Raw genomic sequence first — 18425 nt, 5'->3', positions numbered from 1 at the left:
AACGGGTCGGCAGCCTCCGGCGAAAGCTGGAAGCGTCCCGGCCTCAAACCCTTTCAAGTGCTATCGCAATCCCCTGCCCGACGCCGATGCACATGGTCGACAGCGAATATTGTCCGCCGGTCTGCAAAAGCTCGAGGGCAGCCGTGCCGGTGATGCGTGCACCCGACATGCCAAGCGGATGGCCGAGCGCGATCGCGCCGCCATTGCGGTTCACCCGCGCATCATCATCGGCAATGCCGAGCGCGCGCAGCACCGCCAGCCCCTGGCTGGCAAAGGCCTCGTTGAGTTCGATCACGTCGAACTGATCCGCGGTCATGCCGAGCCGTGCCATCAGCTTGCGCGAGGCCGGGATCGGCCCGACGCCCATCACCCTTGGCGGAACGGCGGCAGCCGCGCCGCCGAGGATGCGGGCGATCGGCGTCAGGCCGTATTTCCGCGCCGCCGCTTCCGAAGCGACGATCAGCGCCGCCGCCCCGTCATTGACGCCGGAGGCATTGCCTGCTGTCACCGTGCCGCCTTCTTTTTTGAAAGGTGTCGCGAGTTTCGCCAGCGTTTCGATCGTGGTTGCGCGCGGATGCTCGTCCTTGTCGACGATAACAGGATCGCCCTTGCGCTGCGAGATGGTCACCGGGGTGATCTCCTTCGCCAACCGTCCGTTCGCCTGGGCGGCGGCGGCCTTCGCCTGGCTTCGCACCGCGAAGGCATCCTGATCCTCGCGGCTGACATGATAGTCCTCGGCGACATTCTCGCCAGTCTCCGGCATGGAATCGACGCCGTACTGCTTCTTCATCAGCGGGTTGACGAAGCGCCAGCCGATCGTCGTGTCATGGATTTCGGCGGCCCGTGAAAAGGCCGTCTCGGCCTTCGGCATGACGAACGGCGCGCGTGACATGCTCTCGACGCCACCAGCGATCATCAGCTCGGCTTCGCCCGCGCGGATGGCGCGTGCGGCCGTGATCACCGCATCCATGCCGGAGCCGCAGAGCCGGTTGATCGTCGTGCCGGGGACGGCGATCGGCAGGCCGGCGAGCAGAGCCGACATGCGCGCAACATTGCGGTTGTCCTCACCCGCCTGGTTGGCGCAGCCGAAGATCACATCGTCGACGGCTTCCCAATCGACGGCGGCATTTCGTTGCATCAGTGCCTTCAGCGGGATGGCACCGAGATCGTCGGCCCGCACCTGGGAGAGCGAGCCGGCGAAACGGCCGATCGGCGTTCTGATATAGTCGCAGATAAAGGCTTCGGTCATGGCTTTTCCTCAGAGTTTCGGGACGACAAGGTCGGCAACCGGCCCTTCGACGTGCAGCGGCGCACCGGTCATCGCCTGCAATTCCTCCTGCGACATCGCGGCCAGTTTCTCGCGCAGGACGAAACGTCCGTTGACGATGTCGACGACGGCGTGGCTGGTATAGACGCGGGTGATGCAGGCAACGCCGGTCAGCGGGAAGGTGCATGTCTCCACCAGTTTCGGCTCGCCTGTCTTAGTGACGTGCTCGGTAATGACGCAGACCTGCTTGGCGCCGTGCACCAGGTCCATGGCGCCGCCGACGGCCGGCACGCCTTTGCTGCCCACCCGCCAGTTGGCAAGGTCGCCGCTCTGGGCAACCTGATAGGCGCCGAGGATCGCGACGTCGAGATGGCCGCCGCGCACCATCGCGAAGCTGTCGGCGTGATGGAAGAAGGCGGCACCCGGCTTCAGCGTTACCGCCTTCTTGCCAGCATTGATCAGGTCCCAATCCTCCTCGCCTGCCGCCGGCGGCTCGCCGAAGTTCAGGATGCCGTTTTCGGTGTGGAAGATCGCCTGACGGCCGGGGGGCTGATAGCGGGCGACCATTTCGGGAAAGCCGATGCCGAGGTTCACATAGGCGCCGTCGGCAATATCCTGCGCGGCGCGCCAGGCGATCTGCGCATTGGAAAGCTTGATGTCTTCGCGGGTGTTGATGGGGCGGGTGTTGATGGTCATACGTAGGCCACTCCGGCTCGAATGAGCTCTTCTTCCTGCTGGGGATTGGAAACAGTGACGACGCGGTCGACGAAGATGCCTGGTGTCACCACCTGCTCGGGATCGATGCCGCCGGCCGGCACGATCGATGACACCTGGACGATGGTCTTCGCAGCTGCCATGCACATCAGCGGATTGAAGTTGCGGCCGGCCTTGTTGTAGGTGAGGTTGCCCTGGATATCGCCGATCGCAGCCTTGACGATCGCGAAGTCGGCCTTCAGCCAGCGCTCCTGCACATAGTGGCGGCCATCGAATTCGGCGATGACCTTGCCGTTGGCCAGTTCGGTGCCGTAGGCGGTCGGCGTATAGAAAGCCGGGATGCCGGCTCCGCCGGCGCGGATGCGCTCGGCAAGCGTTCCCTGCGGCACCAGCTCGAGCTCAATTTCGCCGGCCAGATATTTATCCGTGAAGGCGCGCGGATCCGACGAACGCGGGAATGAGCAGATCATCTTTCTGACCATGCCGGCATCGATCATCGCTGCAATGCCGATGCGCCCGTTGCCGGCATTGTTGTTGATCACGGTGAGGTTCTTGGAGCCCTTGTCGATCAAGGCATGAATGAGCTCGATCGGGGCGCCCGAGCCACCAAAACCACCGATCATGACGGTCGCGCCATCACCGATCTCAGAGACGGCTTCCGCCGTGCTCCCGACTGTCTTGTCCATGCGTGACCTCTCCTTGGCTACTCGGTCGGGGAACTCCCATCCCGTCCTCTGGCGTAGACATAAAGTGCCGCGGGCCAAGCGGCAACGTATTTGTGCGATATTTGACATTTGTTCATATATCGCACAAATTGAGATGAATCCATTGGAGACTGGACCCATGCGCGAAACGGATTTCGTCAGTGGCTTTGCCCGCGGCCTGAAGGTGATCGAAGCTTTCGGCGAAACGCGACAGCGGCTTTCCATCGCCGAGGCCGCCAAGCTGACGGAGCTCGACCGCGCCACTGTGCGCCGCTCGCTGCTGACGCTCGCCGAGCTCGGATATGCCGATTATGACGGCAAGTTCTTCACGCTGACGCCGAAGATCCTGCGGCTTGGCCATGCCTATCTCGCAGCGACGCCGCTGCCGGCGCTGCTGCAGCCGCATCTCGATCTTCTCTCGGAAAAGGCCGGCCAGAGCGCCTCGGCCTCGGTGCTCGATGGCACCGACATCGTCTATATCGCCCGCGCCTCGCAACGCCGCGTCATGTCGATCAACCTCACCCCCGGCAGCCGCCTGCCCGCCTACTGCGCCTCGATGGGGCGCGTGCTGCTCGCAGCCCTTAGCGAGAGCGAGGCGCGCGCCATCCTCGCCCGCAGCGAGCTGAAGCAAAACACGCCGAATACGAAGACCGATCCGGAGGACCTCATCACCGAATTCCGCCGGGTCCGCACTGACGGTTACGCCATCATCGATCAGGAGCTGGAGATCGGCCTCTGCTCTATCGCGGTGCCTGTCGACAACGACCGCGGCGAAACGGTCGCGGCGATCAATATCGGCGCGCCGGCCGCCCTCGTCCCGGCGGCCGAGATGAAGGAGCGCTATCTGCCGCTGCTGAAGGAAACACAGGCCGCGTTGCGGCCGCTGCTGCGCCGGTGAGCCACCGCAATCTCGGCTTCCCTCGGGCTCCCCGCACCCCGCAACGCCAGTTCGATGCGCAGAACGCAGCCGTCGCCGTCTCGCGCGGCGCTCCACTCGCAACGCGCAATGCGTCTGATTTCGAGGGGCTCGGCTTGCAGATCATCAATCCGTGGAAGGATCTCTAAGTCCCTCGCATCGCAGAATTCTGAACCATCTAAAATCAGCCGAGACCCAAGCACTCCCACTTGATGTATCATAATTTCCGATATACATCACTTCAGCGGAAATAGTGGAGGAATGATGGAACGCTCGTTTTTGACGATTGCCGCTGGCGAGAATAATGATGCGATACGCGCGCTTTCGGCACCGGCGCGACTCGAGATGCTCAAGTTGCTTTGCGCCAAAGGGCCGATGAATATCAACGATATCGCACGTGCCCTTTCTCTTCCTCAATCGACTGTCGCCACCGGGATCCAGATTTTGGAAGACGCCCGGCTTGTCGATTCGCAGTTGACGAAGGCCCGCAAGGGAAACCAGAAGATCTGCTCGGCGATCTACAGCGAAATTCTGATCAGTTTCGAGGAAAGTGCGGCCCAAAGGGCCAACAATATCATCGAAGTCGAGATGCCGGTCGGGCTCTACACCAGCTGTGACGTCCATGCGCCGTGTGGTCTTTGCTCCACCGAGAGCGTCATCGGCCCGCTCGATGTTCCCGACTATTTTCTCGACCCGCAGCGCATGCAGGCCGGGCTCGTCTGGTTCGGCCGGGGTTATGTGGAATATAAATTCCCCAACAATGCTAAGGTGTTAAACAAGGATATCCGCGCCATCGAGTTTTCGCTGGAGTTGTCGTCTGAGGTGCCTGGCACCAATCCGGACTGGCCGTCCGACATAACGCTCTGGGTCAACGGCATGGCCATCGGCACCTGGACGTCGCCCGGCGACTACGGCGACAAGCGCGGCGCCTTCACGCCGGCATGGTGGAAGCTCGAAGGCTCGCAATATGGGATGATGAAGACCTGGCGGATTTCCACCCGCGGGACCTTCATCGACGGTATCGCCGCCTCGAATGTCACGCTCAGCGACCTCGCGCTTGCCCAGCACTCCTCGATCCGGCTGCGGGTCGGCATCGCCGAAAATGCCGGTCATACTGGCGGCGTGAATATTTTCGGGCGTAGCTTCGGAAATCACGGGCGCGATATCATCATGCGACTGCATGTCTGAAAAATAAAAATCGGAAATCTTGATTTAAATATTACGTTTCTTTCCGGTTCCGGTTGCCGATAAAGGCGCCCAAATAACTGTAATTAAACAATTTTTTCTGAACTCCATATTAGTATGATTAAAGTCGCAACTTGGTTGACACAACAACATTCCTGATATCAAGTTAGAGGCAAGAAAACAAAATATCTGATACATAAACGGGAGGATCCGTTGAAGACGAACGTTGTGGTTCACCGCGATTTCCGCATCGCGACCATTGATTCCAGGCTCTACAGTTCATTTCTAGAGCATCTCGGCAGGGCGATCTACGGGGGCATTTATGAACCCGGTCACCCGACGGCCGATGAGGACGGATTCCGCCAGGATGTCCTTGATCTCGTCCGTGATCTCGACACGCCCTATTGCCGCTATCCCGGAGGCAACTTCGTCTCGGCCTATAATTGGGAAGACGGCGTCGGCCCGCGTGCCGAGCGCCCGGTGCGCCTCGACCTTGCCTGGCGCACCCGCGAAGCCAACCAGATCGGCGTCAATGAATTCGTCGACTGGTGCAAGAAGGCAAATACCAAGCCGATGCTCGCCGTCAATCTCGGATCACGCGGCCTGGATGCGGCTCGCAATTTCCTCGAATATTGCAATCATCCCGGCGGCACCTACTGGTCGGATCTGCGCCGCAAGCACGGCTGGTCTAATCCGCACGATGTCAAATTGTGGTGCCTCGGCAACGAGATGGATGGCCCCTGGCAGGTCGGCCACAAGTCGGCCTATGAATATGGCCGGCTGGCGGATGAGACGGCCAAAGCCATGCGCGGCTTCGACAAGTCGCTTGAGCTCGTGGTCTGCGGCTCGTCCAATTCCGACATGAAGACTTATCCCGAGTGGGAAGCCCAGGTCCTCGAGCAGTGCTATGACAGCGCCGACCATATCTCGCTGCATATGTATTTTGCCAACCGCGAGAAAAATACCCTCAACTATCTTGCCCGCGCGACGAAGCTCGACCGCTACATCACCACGATCGGCGGCGTGATCGACTACATCAAGGCGAAAAAACGCTCGAAGAAGACGATCGGCATTTCCTTCGACGAATGGAATGTCTGGTATCATTCCAACCAGCAGGACAAGGAGATCCTGGCGCGCGACGAATGGCCGGATGCGCCGCATCTCTTGGAAGACATCTATAATTTCGAAGACGTGCTGCAGGTCGGCGGCATCCTCAACACCTTCATCCGACGTTCCGACCGGGTGCGCATCGCCTGCATCGCGCAGCTCGTCAACGTCATTGCCCCGATCATGACCGAGGACGGCGGTGCGGCGTGGCGCCAGACCATCTATTACCCGTTCTATTACGCCTCCAGATATGGCCGTGGAACGGCACTGCAGCTGGTCGTCGATGGCCCGACCTATGACAGCGACGAGGAGAACGACGTCCCCTATCTCGACGTATCGGCAGTCCATTCCGAAGACGGCAAGACGCTGACCTTCTTTGCCGTCAACCGCCATCCGAGCACGGCGCTCGATCTCGATGTGCGACTGGAAGGCTTCGGAAATGCCCGGGTGGTCGAGCAGGTGGAGATGACCCACGGCGACCTGGAAGCCGTCAATACGGCGGTGCGGCCGAAGACGGTCGCCCCCGTCAACGTCGAGAGTGGAAAGATCGAGGATGGACGCCTGCGGGCGGCGCTGAAACCGTTCTCCTACAACGTCATCCGGCTGTCGGTGTGACAGCTACCGCCGGGTAGCCCATTGGGGGCACGCCCCGGCTGAAAATATTCGGCTCGCTGCGAGGAGGCAGGGAGCCGGAGAGATGGTTCACTGAGGTCCCGGACCTGATTGTTCAAGTCCTGACGCTTCTGCGAACCGACAACCGCGACGTGCCCATGCGTGCCTTTGCGGCCGCCGTATCGTCGCTTTCTAGGGAGGAGTTCATGCAACAGTGGAAGAGGCTCGCATTTGGCGTCGCGCTGGCCGCACTCGGCCTGACAGCGACGGCCAAGGCCGATGACTACACCTCCTTGCCGCGCAAGGAGACGCTCATCGTCGAAAATCCGGAAGGGACGATCAAAAATCCCGGCTGGTTCAACATCTGGGTCAATGGCGGCGGCGGCGTATCGACCGGCCTGCAGCAGCTGACCATGGATACGCTCTGGTATATCGACCCCGAACAAGGGCTTGGCGGCGCGACCTGGGACAATTCTCTGGCTGCCGACAAGCCGCAATACAATGCCGACTTTACCGAGATGACCGTGAAACTGCGCAAGGGGCTCTTCTGGAGCGATGGCGTGGAGTTCACGGCAGACGACGTGGTCTATACCGTGAAGACGCAGATGGATCACCCCGGAATGGTCTGGAGTGCTGCCTTCTCGGTGCAGGTGGCAAGCGTCGAGGCGACCGACCCCTCGACTGTGGTGTTCAAGCTAAAGAAGCCCAATTCGCGCTTCCATGCCATCTTCACCGTTCGCTGGAACGGCGCCTGGATCATGCCCAAGCATGTTTTCGAGAAAGTCGAAGATCCGCTTCGTTATGATTTCGCCAATCCCGTTTCGCTCGGCGCCTACAAGCTCAAGTCCTACGACCCCCAGGGCAAGTGGTATACCTGGGAGAAGCGCGACGACTGGCAGCGGACATCGCTTGCCCGCTTCGGCGAGCCGGCTCCGAAATATGTGACCTATGCCGATCCCGGCCCGCCGGATAAACGCACCATCGCTCAGCTCGAGCACAATCTCGATATCATTCACGACAACACGCCCGAGGGCATGTTCACGCTGAAGGAAAAATCCAAGACGATCGAAACCTGGTTCCCGGGTTTCCCCTTCGCCCATCCGGACCCGACGCTTCCGGCCGTGATCTTCAACACCCAGAATCCGCCCTTCGACAATGCCGATGTACGCTGGGCGCTTGCCCTGCTGATCGACATCAAGGCGGTGGATATGGCGAGCTATCGCGGGGCAGCGACGCTTTCGGCGCTCGGCGTGCCGCCGACGGCGGCCACGATGAAGGACTACCAGGCGCCGATGCAGGATTGGCTGAAGAATTTCGAGATCGATACCGGCAAGAGCAAGATCAAGCCTTATGACCCGACGGTCGGGCAACAGATCGCCGATATCCTGCGCAAGCAGCCGAAGTTCAAGGACCAGATCCCGACCGACCCGGAGGCGATCAGCGGTGCCTTCGGCTATGGCTGGTGGAAACCGGATCCGAAGGCTGCCGGCGAACTGCTGGAGAAGGCAGGCTTCAAGAAATCCGGCGGCAAATGGCTGACCCCTGATGGACAGCCCTTCAAGATCCGGATGACGGTGGAAGGCGACACACGCTCGGTCTTCACCCGCGCCGGGACGTTGATCGCACAGCAATGGGCCGCATTCGGCATCGACGCCAAAGCCGTGCCGGCCGCGAAACTTTGGCAGACGGCGCTACAGCCCGGCGATTTCCAGGTTGCGATCGCCTGGAGCGTCGAGACCTGGGGCGGCGATCCCGACCTGTCGTTCTTCCTGGACAGCTGGCATTCGCAGTTCGTGGCCAAGAAGGGTGACAATCAGCCGCCGCGCAACTGGCAGCGCTGGAGCAATCCGGAGCTCGACAAGATCATCGAAAGCATTCGCGGCATCAGCGCCGACGATCCGAAGGGCGTCGAGCTCGGCAAGGATTATCTGAAGCTGGTCGCCCGCGAAATGCCGACGATCCCGCTGATGTCGTATAACGTCTTCACCTCGATGGATACGACCTATTGGACCGGTTATCCGACGATCGCTGATCCCTATACCGATCCGGTGCCGAATTGGGCCAACTCCAGGCTGATGATGGTCAAGCTGAAGCCGGCACAACCGAAATAATCCTCCCAACGCCGGCGCGAGTGTTGCGCGCCGGCCCCCTAATCGACGGGCATGTGGCATGTCCGTCGATCCTTTCCACTTGATGAAGGGAACCAGAGAGGAACCACCGCCCTATGACGTCCTATCTGATCTTTGTGCTGAAGCGGTTCGGTCAGTTTCTGCTCGTTGTATTTCTTGGCGTGACCATCACATTCTTCGTCACCCACCTGACCCCGATCGATCCGGTCGAAGAAAGCATAGGCGCCATCACCCAGATGGGGCAGTCCGATCCGAATGCGATCGAACTGATGCGCCAGTCGCTTCGCGAGCTTTACGGCATGGAGGGCTCGATCTGGCAGCAATACCTGCATTTCTGGCTGCGGCTTGCGACCGGTGATCTCGGTCCCTCGCTATCGGCTTTCCCCACGCCCGTTTCCACCATCATCCTGCGATCCCTGCCCTGGACAATCGGACTGATGACGGTATCGACGCTGATCACCTTCGTGCTCGGCAATGCGATCGGCGCGCTCGCCGGCTATTACCGCAAGGACATGGTGCTGAAGGCCGTCAGCCTCGTCTTCATCGCCCTGCTTCCCATTCCCTATTACATCCTCGCCTTCGTGCTTCTGATTGTGTTCGGCTATCTCTGGCCGGTGCTGCCGATCAATGGCGGCTACGAGATGAACGCCAATCTGGACCTCTCCTTTGCCCTGGTCTTCGATATCCTGAAACACTCGATCCTGCCGGCCTTGTCGCTGATCATGGTCGGTGCCGGCAGCTGGTTGATCGGGATGCGCGCGCTCGTTTCCAACATCATCACCGAGGATTACGTCGTCTTCGCCGAGCTTGGCGGCGTTCCGAAGCGAAAGATCCTGCGCTCCTACATCGCCCGCAATGCCATGGTGCCGCAGTTCACCGGGCTTGCCATGTCGCTCGGCGCGATCTTCAACGGCACGGTCATCACCGAAATCGTCTTCGGCTATCCGGGCATCGGCAACCTGCTGATCGAAGCGGTGCATGCCGGCGACTATAGCCTGGTGCTCGGCCTCAGCGCATTGTCGATCGTCGGCGTCGCCGCCGCCGTCTTCATCATCGACATTCTGAGCCCGCTGATCGACCCGCGCATCAAGGTGGAATAGAGCATGTTTACGATCGTCCGCGACCTCGCGCGCCAGAATATGGAATTCCTCTGCGGCCTGCTGCTCTTTGCCGTCATCGTCGCATTGATAGTGGTGTCCTATTTCTCGCCTTACGGCGCGACCGACATCTATCTTCTGCCGCCCGATATGCCGCCCGATGGCGAATATTGGCTCGGCACGACGTCGCGCGGCCAGGACGTTTTCTGGCAGCTGACAACCGCGCTCAGGAACACCCTGTTTTTTGGCATCGGCGTCGCCTTCATTTCACGCATCATCTCGCTGGTCGTCGGCCTCGTCGCCGGCTATGCCGGCGGCGCGGTCGACCGGGTGCTGATGGCCATCAACGACAGCGTCATGGTCATCCCGCAATTTCCGCTGCTGATCCTGTTCTACTTCGTGCTGAAGGACAGCATGACCTGGACGGCGCTGATCCTCATCATGGCCGCGCTCGGCTGGTCCTATGATGCACGCCTCATCCGTTCGGTGGCGATCAGCCTGAAGACGAGATCCTTCACCACCCAGAGCGTCTATTCCGGCATGAGCATGCGCAAGATCCTCGTCGAGGAGCACCTGCCCTATGTTCTGCCGATCGTCTTTGCCACCACGATGAACAACATGATCTGGTCGATCGGCATGGAGATCACCCTGTCGGTGCTCGGCTTCACCGATATCGAGACGCCGACCATGGGCATGATGATCTATTGGGCCAATGCGCATTCGGCGCTGATATCAGGCATTTGGTGGTGGGTGGCCGCCCCCGTCGCCGTCATCGTCGTCCTCTTCCTGGCGCTCTTCCTGCTGTCCATGTCGATGAACGAATACAACGATCCGCGCAGCCGGCTGAACCGGATGGGAAGTTAGTATGGATCCTTTGGTCGAAATTGAGAATCTGAAAGCCTATTACCGTGCCTTCCTCTACGGCGTCGATCGCGAGGTGCGCGCCGTCGACGATATCAGCCTGACCATCGCCCGCGGCGAGGTCTATGGCGTCGCCGGTGAATCGAGCAGCGGCAAGACGACCTTGATCAAGACCATTGCCGGCGCGATCCGGCCGCCGCTGAGGGTCGTGTCCGGGAAAGTGACATTCCATTTCGACGGCGGCACCCAGGATATCTATGCGATGAAGCCGGAGGATCGGCTGGCGCTGCGCTGGAAGCATCTGTCCTATATCATGCAGGGCTCAATGAATGTGCTCAATCCGGTGCGCCGGATCCGTCATTCCTTCACCGATTTCGCCTTTCGCCACATGAAGGTCAGCGGCCCGGTCTTTCTCGAAAGGGTCGCCACCCATCTGCAGCGGCTGAAGCTGGATCCGCATCTGCTCGATGCCTATCCCCACGAACTCTCCGGCGGCATGCGCCAGCGCATGACCATTGCGCTGGCCACCATCCTGACGCCGGAATTCATCATCGCCGACGAACCGACGACCGCGCTCGACGTCATCGTTCAGCGCGACGTGCTGTCGATGATCCGCGAGATCCAACGCGAGATGGGCTCGTCCTTCCTGTTCGTCACCCATGATATGGGGGTTCACGCGACGGTCTCCGACCGCATCGGCATTGTCTATGCCGGGCGTCTTGTCGAGGAAGCGCCGACCGCCAAACTCTTCAACAAACCGCTCCACCCCTATACGCAGCACCTCGTCGGCAGCCTGCCGCGCATCGGCGATGCGACGGCCCGCCCTTCGCTGGAGGGGCGTCCGCCTAACCTCGCCATGCCGCCGGAAGGCTGCCGGTTTCATCCGCGCTGTCCCAAGCGCATGGAGATCTGCTCGCAGAAGGTTCCGCCGCTCGTCACTGTCGAGCCGCAGCGGCGCGTGGCGTGTTTTGCCGTTACGGGAGATCAGGTTTGAGCGCTCTTCTTAGCCTCTCGCACGTCACGAAGGTCTACCGGCAGGGCGGCATGCTCGGCCGGCGGCTGATCACGGCGGTCAAGGACGTCAGCTTCGAATTGGGAGCGGAGCCGGAGATCCTGTCGATCGTTGGAGAATCCGGCTCGGGAAAATCGACGATCGCGGCGATGATCCTCGGCCAGACCGAACCAACGGAAGGCGAGCTTCAATTCAGCGGCAGGACCGTCGCCATCCATAGTCGATCCGAACGCAAGGCTTTCATGAAAGAGGTCCAGCCGGTTCTGCAGAACCCCTTCGAAGCCTTCAATCCGCTGAAACGTGTCGACCGTTATCTCTTCGAGACCGCCCGCAATTTTTCGTTCTCGGGAAACCGGCCGGACCGAGAGCAGGCGGAGAAGATGGCGGATGCCGCCTTGGTCCATGTCGGCCTGACTTTGGAAGAAGTGAAAGGGCGGTTCCCCCACGAATTGTCGGGCGGCCAGCTTCAGCGCGTCGCCATCGCCCGCGCGCTGATCCCGCAACCCCGGCTGCTGGTGGCCGACGAACCGGTATCCATGGTCGACGCATCGCTGCGCATGGCGATCGTCAATCTCTTCGGCCGCCTGAAAAACGAGCTCGGTCTTTCGATCGTCTACATCACCCACGACCTCGCCACCGCCTATTACATCAGCGACAACATCATCATCATGCGCAAGGGCGAAATCGTCGAACGCGGACAGGCGCGGGCCGTGCTGGATGATCCCCAGCATGAGTATTCGCGGGCGCTGAAGGACGCGGTCCTTGCCGCCGATTTCAGCCCGGCACAGTGAGCGGCGCGGGGAGATGCGGGCAATGCTACGTCTGTTAACCGGATCCAGCACGAATAGGCAGCTTCCCTCTATCGGACGCTGGCAAGTTTAGCGTTGCCTTAAAGAAACCGTGCAAGGATGAGGGTCTGTCATCCACGCCGGCAACCCGATGAAGTTTCGAAGAAATCTCGCTCGCTCTGCAGTAAGTCATACCAGCGCATTCGCTCCCGCAATATTTGCCGCAATTATTGCAGCAATCGTCGTTTGGGTAGCAACGAACTGGCGGCTGGAGCGATCGCTTGCCGATGAGCGCTCGATCGTTGCCGGCGAGCTTGCTACCATATCCTCCCGGCTTCAGACGAACCTCAATAGCAATGTGAAGCTGTTGCAGGGGCTGGCGGCCGGCATCGCAGTCAATCCAGAGATGGGCCAAAACGGATTTTCCAAACTTGCCGCGCAGATCCTGCAACCCGATTCGCAATTGCGAAGCTTCGCTGCCGCGCCCGACATGGTGGTCAGCTGGGTTTATCCGGAGAACGGAAACGAAAAGGCCATCGGGCTCGACTACCGAAACAATGAGAAGCAACGGGCTGCCGCGATGCTGGCGCGCAACACCCACAATATCGTTCTGACAGGCCCAGTGGAGCTTGTCCAAGGTGGAACCGCTTTTGTCGTCAGGTGCCCGGTCTACATCAATAACGGAACAAGCCAGGTCTTTTGGGGCCTGCTTTCCGGAATAGTCGACATACCGAAGCTTTACCAGGAAAGTGGCCTTGCTTCGACCGAGCTTGAGATCGCCATCAGCACCGTACCGGAGCCGAATTCGCCCAAACAGGTTTTTTTCGGCAGCCTGGCAACTTTTTCAAGCAAACCGGTTCAGACATCCGTTGACATGGTTTATGGCCGATGGACCCTCGCCGCACTCCCAAGACCGCGATGGGGCCAAAATAATGGGATCGGTATTTTTGAGTTCTACGCCAGCCTGTTGGCATTATGTGTCGTTGCACCGATTGTCTGGATCGGCTTTCTGACCGGATCACGCCAAAGAACGATCGAAAAGCTTCGCCTTCACAAGAAAAAGCTCGTTCGAGCACGACAGAGGCTGGAGCATCTCTCATTGCATGACGCATTGACGGGGCTTCCCAATCGACGATTTGTCGACCGGATGATCTCGCAACCGCCGAGACCCCGTCCACAAGATTGTCTGATATTCATTCACATCGACCTGGATCGATTTAAGGAGATCAACGATACGAGAGGGCATGCTGGCGGTGACGCGGTCTTGCAAGCAACGGCTTCTCGCCTTGCCGATTTGGTTGGTCCAAACGACGTAGCGGCTCGGATCGGTGGAGATGAGTTCATCTTCGCCAGTTGGAGTGCCGATCCGGAGCCGAAGGCAACCGCATTGGCACGACAAATTGTCGATACGCTCGATCAGCCCCTCATCATCGACGATGCGGCGTGTGTTGTCGGTGCAAGCGTCGGCGTCGCCTGGGAGACTGAACGTGCTCTCGGTCCGGACCTCGGCCAATTGCTTCTCAATGCCGATTTGGCTTTGTACGAGGCAAAGAAGGCGGGTCGCGGCCGCGCGGCGGTTTTTACGGAAGAGCTTCGCAGCGCCGCGATCCACTCGAAAGAATTGGCGGACGAATTCAAGCAAGCGCTAGATCGCGATGAACTCGTTGCGTTCTTTCAACCGCAGTTCGATGCAAATACGTTGGACCTTGCCGGCGTCGAGACACTTGCCCGTTGGGATCACCCGCAAAAAGGTCTGCTCGCCCCGGACAAATTTCTGGACGTTGCGGAAAAACTGGGGCGCACCGGCGACATGGATAGGCTGATCCTGCAAAAGGCCCTATTCGAGCTGACAAGATGGGACAGTCTGGGAATGCAAATTCCACGTGTCTCTGTCAACATTTCAGCGCGTCGATTGGCGCAGCCAAATCTGCTTGCCGAGCTGTCCGAACTTCCCATAGCGAAAGGTCGCCTGTGTTTCGAGCTGCTCGAGACAATCTCCTTCAATGATCTTCAACCTGTTCTCAAAGAGATCATTCCAGCCGTCAAAAAGCTTGGCATCGAAATCGAGATCGATGACTTCGGCACCGAACATGCCAGCATTGTCAGTTTGCTTCGATTTGAGCCGCGACGACTGAAGATCGATCGCGAAATTATCAAGCCGATTGTCGCGTCTCCATCTCAGCGCCGCCTGGTCTCCTCCATTATCGAAATCGGCCGATCGCAGAACATCGACATCGTTGCAGAGGGCGTGGAGACAATGGACCATGCGAAGATCCTGAAGGATCTCGGTTGCCATATATTGCAAGGTTACGCTCTGGCACGGCCAATGACCTCGGAGCAGTTGATTGAATTTTATTGTGTGAAGGACAAAGGAATGACAGAGGCAGGCCGATAGCCAAGCCCCGCATTCCCTGCATGATTATCTTCCGTCGATCCTCGACTTATTGCAGCCAATCGCCTGTGGTCCGACCCAAACATCTACATCCCAAGCCCCAAGCTCTTGCCCCGCGAAAGCGACCGCTTCAACTCCATCTGCTGGGTGAGCTCCGCACGATGACTACGATCGGCAAGGCGGGCAACCTGGCGGATACGCTCGACGTCACCATCCCGATCCGGTCCCACTCGCTTCAGCTGATCCGCGAGATCTGAGGGATCGGCCCGACCGAAGCGCGTTTCGATCGCAGTAGCGATGTCCTTTGCTTCGGCAAGCGCGCGACGCCCCTCGGGTGTTCCCGCCAATTGCTCGACGAACTTTGCCTTGTCGCTATAGGGGAGATCGTCGAGATTGCGCAGCAGCGCCTCACTCTGGCGGCTCGGCCCCAGAACCTCGACCCCGTCCTGCTTTTCCCGCTTCCAGCGCTCCGAGCCGCATTCAGCCGCAAGGCGACGCTGCCAGGTGTTGGCGGATTGGCGAACATGCGACGCCAGCGCATCGATCCTTGAAAGCGCGTGTTTGCGTTCGGCGTTGTCTCCGAACAGGCCGGTCTTGCCGACGAGCGCACCGATCGTTTCGGGCAAAGTGCTGAGTTGACTGGCGAGCGCGACCGGATCTGCATTCTCATCCAGGATGCGGCCGCGCAAGGCTTCCATTGCCGCTGGCGCGTCTTTGAACACCTGCGATGCAAGCTGCTTTGCCGCCGCCCAATCTCGTTCGAATGCCGGCATTGCCTTTGCCCGTCCAACCGCTTCGACGCTCATCGCATAGGTCTTCACCGCCGCAACGAGCACGCGGCGTTCATCGTCACGTTCATCGCGACGTTCATCGACATTGGGATCCTGGTGCGAAGAGCCGCCATCGGCGATGGTGCGGGCTGCGTGCGGTGTAGGCTCTTGCAGTGGCTTGGGAACCGCCGTGTCCGGGATGCGCTCTGCCTCCCTGGTGATCGCAGCCGGGGCGACATCACTCTCGCCCTGCCCCCGGCGATCCTCCATGCCGCGCCGATTGGCAAAGTCATGCGTATAGTCAAGCGTCGTCTCCTTCACGCCTGAGCGGCTCAGTGCCTCCGTCAGGGCGCGCTCCGTCTTGAACGCATCCAGCCCCGCATAGAGCTGCACCGCCTCGCGATGACGGGTCATCGCCACGTAGGTCAGATGCCGGTCCATCGTCGTCGACGCGAGAACAAAACTCCGGTCGACGGTAGCGCCTTGCGTCTTGTGGATCGTCGTGGCGTAGCCGTGGTCAAAGGCTTGGTAACGATTGACCGGTACGGTCATCTGGCGTTGCCCATCTTGCGTCTGCGCCTTGCCGTCAAGCCGAACCTGTATTGCGTCCGGTTGGACGGCGATCACCTCGCCCAGCATGCCATTCTTGACGGCGAGATCGCGATCGTTCTCCAGAAAAACGATGCGGTCGCCACGCGCAAAGGATCGCTTCCCATTGTTGGTCTGGTAGGTGAGTTCCTCACCCTTATCACCAGGCGGGTTACTGCCCTTTGCCAACTCGCCGCTTTCCTGCAACCGAGCGCGAATGCCGGCATTGATCGCAGCCACATCTATCCGCCGATGAGCCATCGCAATGCGTGTGTCGTTGGGATGTGCCGATCGGTCAGCGACGTAATCGGCAATGATCGCCTTCAGGGTTTCCGCGCGATCCGTCTTCAGATGAAGGCTTCCCCGTGCCTCGTAGGCCGACAGTCCGGCTGCGGTCCGATGCGAGGCGAAGTCGATCGAGGCCTGCTTTTGCCAATCGGTTCTTTGACGGCGCACTTCCGACAGTTGCGCATGGCCGACGGCTTCGGCAATCGCCCGAAACGGTGCGCCCGCGCCGATCGCCTGAAGCTGTTCATGATCGCCGACCAGGACGAGCTTGGCGCCGGCCCGTTTGACCTCGTCGACGAAGCGGGCGAGCTGACGACTGCCGACCATGCCACCCTCGTCGATAACGAAGACGTCACGAGCATTGAGCCGACCGCGATCAGCCTGCCAGGAGTACTCCCAGGACGCCAAGGTGCGGCTCGATATGCCGGACGATTGCTCCAGGCCTTCCGCCGCCTTGCCGGCCAATGCCGCGCCATGAACGCGATAACCTTGCGCTTCCCAGGCCTGGCGGGCAGCTGCCAGCATCGTGCTCTTGCCGGCACCGGCAAAGCCGATCACCACGGCGATCTGCGAGGCGCCGGTGACATGCTCGATCGCCTGGCGCTGTTCAGCCGACAGCCCCTGCCCCGGTGAAGGATTTCCCGCCTGGATCGATCTGTCCTGATCGGCGATGGCCGCATCGACATTGCGCTTCGCCACACCGTGGTTTTGGCGCGTCTTCATCGCAACAGTGGCTGTTGCCATCGCACCCTCGATCGCCACCATCTCGACCGTCGAATAGCGTGCCTCTCCATCGCGGCCGCGAACACTCGAACTGTCGGGCCTCAGCTCGACGAGGGCTTTTGACGCCATCACCGATGCAAAGGCGTTCTGGAAGGTCTGCGCATCGTCATTGATAGTGCGATGCAGAGCCCTGGCAATGTCATAACGGTTAAAGACGCTTTTCTCGTTGGTAATCAGCTTCAATATCTCTTCGGGTCGCCGGCGAATGATCTCGGCATTGCGATCGGCCGATTGCGGTGAGATGCGCACGCGTGAGACTTCGCCACCCTGGCGATTAATCTCAGTGGCATGCACACCGACATGTTCGCTCGGCTCGATCGTGATCCCGGCTTCCAGATGCGAACGATGATCGATACGGATATCGAGGCCGGCCCTCTCAAGGTGCGTGTTGGCAAGATGCTCCCACGCCTGTCTGAGATCCTTCAGCTGCAGCTGCGATGGCGGCAGGTGATTGGCGAGAAGCCATCTGTTCTCCCGCTCGAGCAGCGTCTTGTCGCCAAGACCGGTTTCCCTCACCTCACGCGTCGTCATCATCAGATGCGCATGGCTGTTTCTGATATCGCTTCCCTCACCTGGCCGATGGATCGCGAAGTCGACGGCAGCGCCGTAGCGGTTGGCGAGATCTTCGGCAAAGGCCCGCGTCAGCGCCAGTCGCTGGTCGGAACTCAATTCGTGTGGCAGGGCGATTTCGAATTCGCGGGCAATCCGGGCGTCACTTCGCTTCTCGGCACGCTCGGCGGCATTCCACAAGGCCGATCGCTTCATCGCCCAATAGGCGGAAGACCCAGTCGGCAAGACGATCTCGGCATGCTCGACACCTTTCCTGTTGCTAAAATCATGGGTTAGCCCATCACGCTCGTTGGTCAGCCGCTCGGCGGCACGATAGGCGGCGGACGCCACGGCACTCCGGCCACCGCTGCGGGCGATCGGCTTCATGCTGAGATGATAGATCGCCATCGCCATCCCTTTGTTAGCGGGCCGCCGGCCCGCGCTTTGAGTTGCCCAGCAACTCGTAAGTGCGCCCTTGTGCCTTCGTCGCTTGGCGCCTTCGGGCACTGGTGGGAGCACGCGGCAATCTCCCGATGACCTCGTAAGCCGTTCAGCCGGTTGCTTCCACGCGCAGATTTGCGAGTAGCCGACATGCACCCATCGCGGCAGCATCTGCGCATGCGATCGTGTGCGGTCATTGTCCTGATGGCGCTGGGCCGATCG

14 protein-coding genes are annotated in these 18425 nt (G+C 60.2%); 10 read left to right on the top strand and 4 right to left on the bottom strand.

Features of this window, described 5'->3' with window-relative positions; all coding sequences use genetic code 11:
- Nucleotides 1–43: 43 nt before the first annotated feature.
- The 3 genes from pcaF to ACM5SV_RS04150 are packed head-to-tail and all read right to left on the bottom strand — an operon-like array spanning nucleotide 44 to nucleotide 2667.
- Complete coding sequence (pcaF, locus tag ACM5SV_RS04160) at nucleotides 44–1249, bottom strand: 3-oxoadipyl-CoA thiolase (protein ID WP_128407606.1); 1206 nt, start codon at nucleotides 1247–1249, stop codon at nucleotides 44–46.
- Nucleotides 1250–1258: 9 nt separating this feature from the next.
- A complete protein-coding gene (locus tag ACM5SV_RS04155; RefSeq protein ID WP_003554054.1) occupies nucleotides 1259–1963 on the bottom strand; it encodes a 3-oxoacid CoA-transferase subunit B in 705 nt (234 codons plus the stop codon).
- Nucleotides 1960–2667, bottom strand: a complete 708-nt coding sequence (locus tag ACM5SV_RS04150; RefSeq protein WP_003554056.1) for a 3-oxoacid CoA-transferase subunit A — start codon at nucleotides 2665–2667, stop codon at nucleotides 1960–1962. Before ACM5SV_RS04150 ends, ACM5SV_RS04155 begins: the two co-directional genes overlap by 4 nt.
- 157 nt (nucleotides 2668–2824) lie before the next feature.
- Here ACM5SV_RS04150 and ACM5SV_RS04145 point away from each other — a divergent pair, with 157 nt between their 5' ends.
- The 10 genes from ACM5SV_RS04145 (at nucleotide 2825) to ACM5SV_RS04100 (ending at nucleotide 14787) form a co-directional block, all read left to right on the top strand.
- A complete protein-coding gene (locus ACM5SV_RS04145) occupies nucleotides 2825–3583 on the top strand; it encodes an IclR family transcriptional regulator (RefSeq protein ID WP_003554058.1) in 759 nt (252 codons plus the stop codon).
- A complete protein-coding gene (locus tag ACM5SV_RS04140; protein WP_409565780.1) occupies nucleotides 3580–3750 on the top strand; it encodes a hypothetical protein in 171 nt (56 codons plus the stop codon). Before ACM5SV_RS04145 ends, ACM5SV_RS04140 begins: the two co-directional genes overlap by 4 nt.
- A gap of 112 nt (nucleotides 3751–3862) precedes the next feature.
- The gene (locus tag ACM5SV_RS04135) at nucleotides 3863–4789 is read left to right on the top strand and encodes an ArsR/SmtB family transcription factor (protein ID WP_017996516.1); all 927 of its coding nucleotides are present in this window, start codon (nucleotides 3863–3865) and stop codon (nucleotides 4787–4789) included.
- Nucleotides 4790–4999: 210 nt separating this feature from the next.
- Nucleotides 5000–6508: an alpha-N-arabinofuranosidase gene (locus ACM5SV_RS04130; protein ID WP_003554061.1), complete on the top strand. Its 1509-nt coding sequence runs from the start codon at nucleotides 5000–5002 to the stop codon at nucleotides 6506–6508.
- Nucleotides 6509–6711: 203 nt separating this feature from the next.
- The gene (locus ACM5SV_RS04125; RefSeq protein ID WP_017996517.1) at nucleotides 6712–8616 is read left to right on the top strand and encodes an ABC transporter substrate-binding protein; all 1905 of its coding nucleotides are present in this window, start codon (nucleotides 6712–6714) and stop codon (nucleotides 8614–8616) included.
- Nucleotides 8617–8729: 113 nt separating this feature from the next.
- Nucleotides 8730–9734 carry an ABC transporter permease gene (locus ACM5SV_RS04120; protein ID WP_003554064.1) on the top strand — a complete coding sequence of 335 codons (1005 nt, stop codon included), beginning with the start codon at nucleotides 8730–8732 and terminating at the stop codon, nucleotides 9732–9734.
- A gap of 3 nt (nucleotides 9735–9737) precedes the next feature.
- Nucleotides 9738–10595, top strand: a complete 858-nt coding sequence (locus tag ACM5SV_RS04115) for an ABC transporter permease (protein WP_003554066.1) — start codon at nucleotides 9738–9740, stop codon at nucleotides 10593–10595.
- 1 nt (nucleotide 10596) lies between these two features.
- A complete protein-coding gene (locus ACM5SV_RS04110; RefSeq protein ID WP_003554069.1) occupies nucleotides 10597–11586 on the top strand; it encodes an ABC transporter ATP-binding protein in 990 nt (329 codons plus the stop codon).
- Nucleotides 11583–12395, top strand: a complete 813-nt coding sequence (locus tag ACM5SV_RS04105; RefSeq protein WP_128407604.1) for an ABC transporter ATP-binding protein — start codon at nucleotides 11583–11585, stop codon at nucleotides 12393–12395. Before ACM5SV_RS04110 ends, ACM5SV_RS04105 begins: the two co-directional genes overlap by 4 nt.
- Before the next feature lie 148 nt (nucleotides 12396–12543).
- Entirely contained in the window at nucleotides 12544–14787 is a 2244-nt protein-coding gene (locus ACM5SV_RS04100; RefSeq protein ID WP_128407603.1) for an EAL domain-containing protein, read from the top strand.
- An 83-nt stretch (nucleotides 14788–14870) separates the two neighbouring features.
- Here the strand turns inward: ACM5SV_RS04100 and traA are convergent, their stop codons facing one another.
- Complete coding sequence (gene traA, locus ACM5SV_RS04095) at nucleotides 14871–18170, bottom strand: Ti-type conjugative transfer relaxase TraA (RefSeq protein WP_419425068.1); 3300 nt, start codon at nucleotides 18168–18170, stop codon at nucleotides 14871–14873.
- Nucleotides 18171–18425: the final 255 nt, after the last annotated feature.

Source organism: Rhizobium sp. CRRU65 (genome assembly GCF_048551595.1).
GTDB lineage: Bacteria > Pseudomonadota > Alphaproteobacteria > Rhizobiales > Rhizobiaceae > Rhizobium > Rhizobium leguminosarum_J.
The sequence above is the reverse complement of the archived record's forward strand: the minus strand, read 5'-3'. Positions and strand labels throughout refer to the sequence as shown.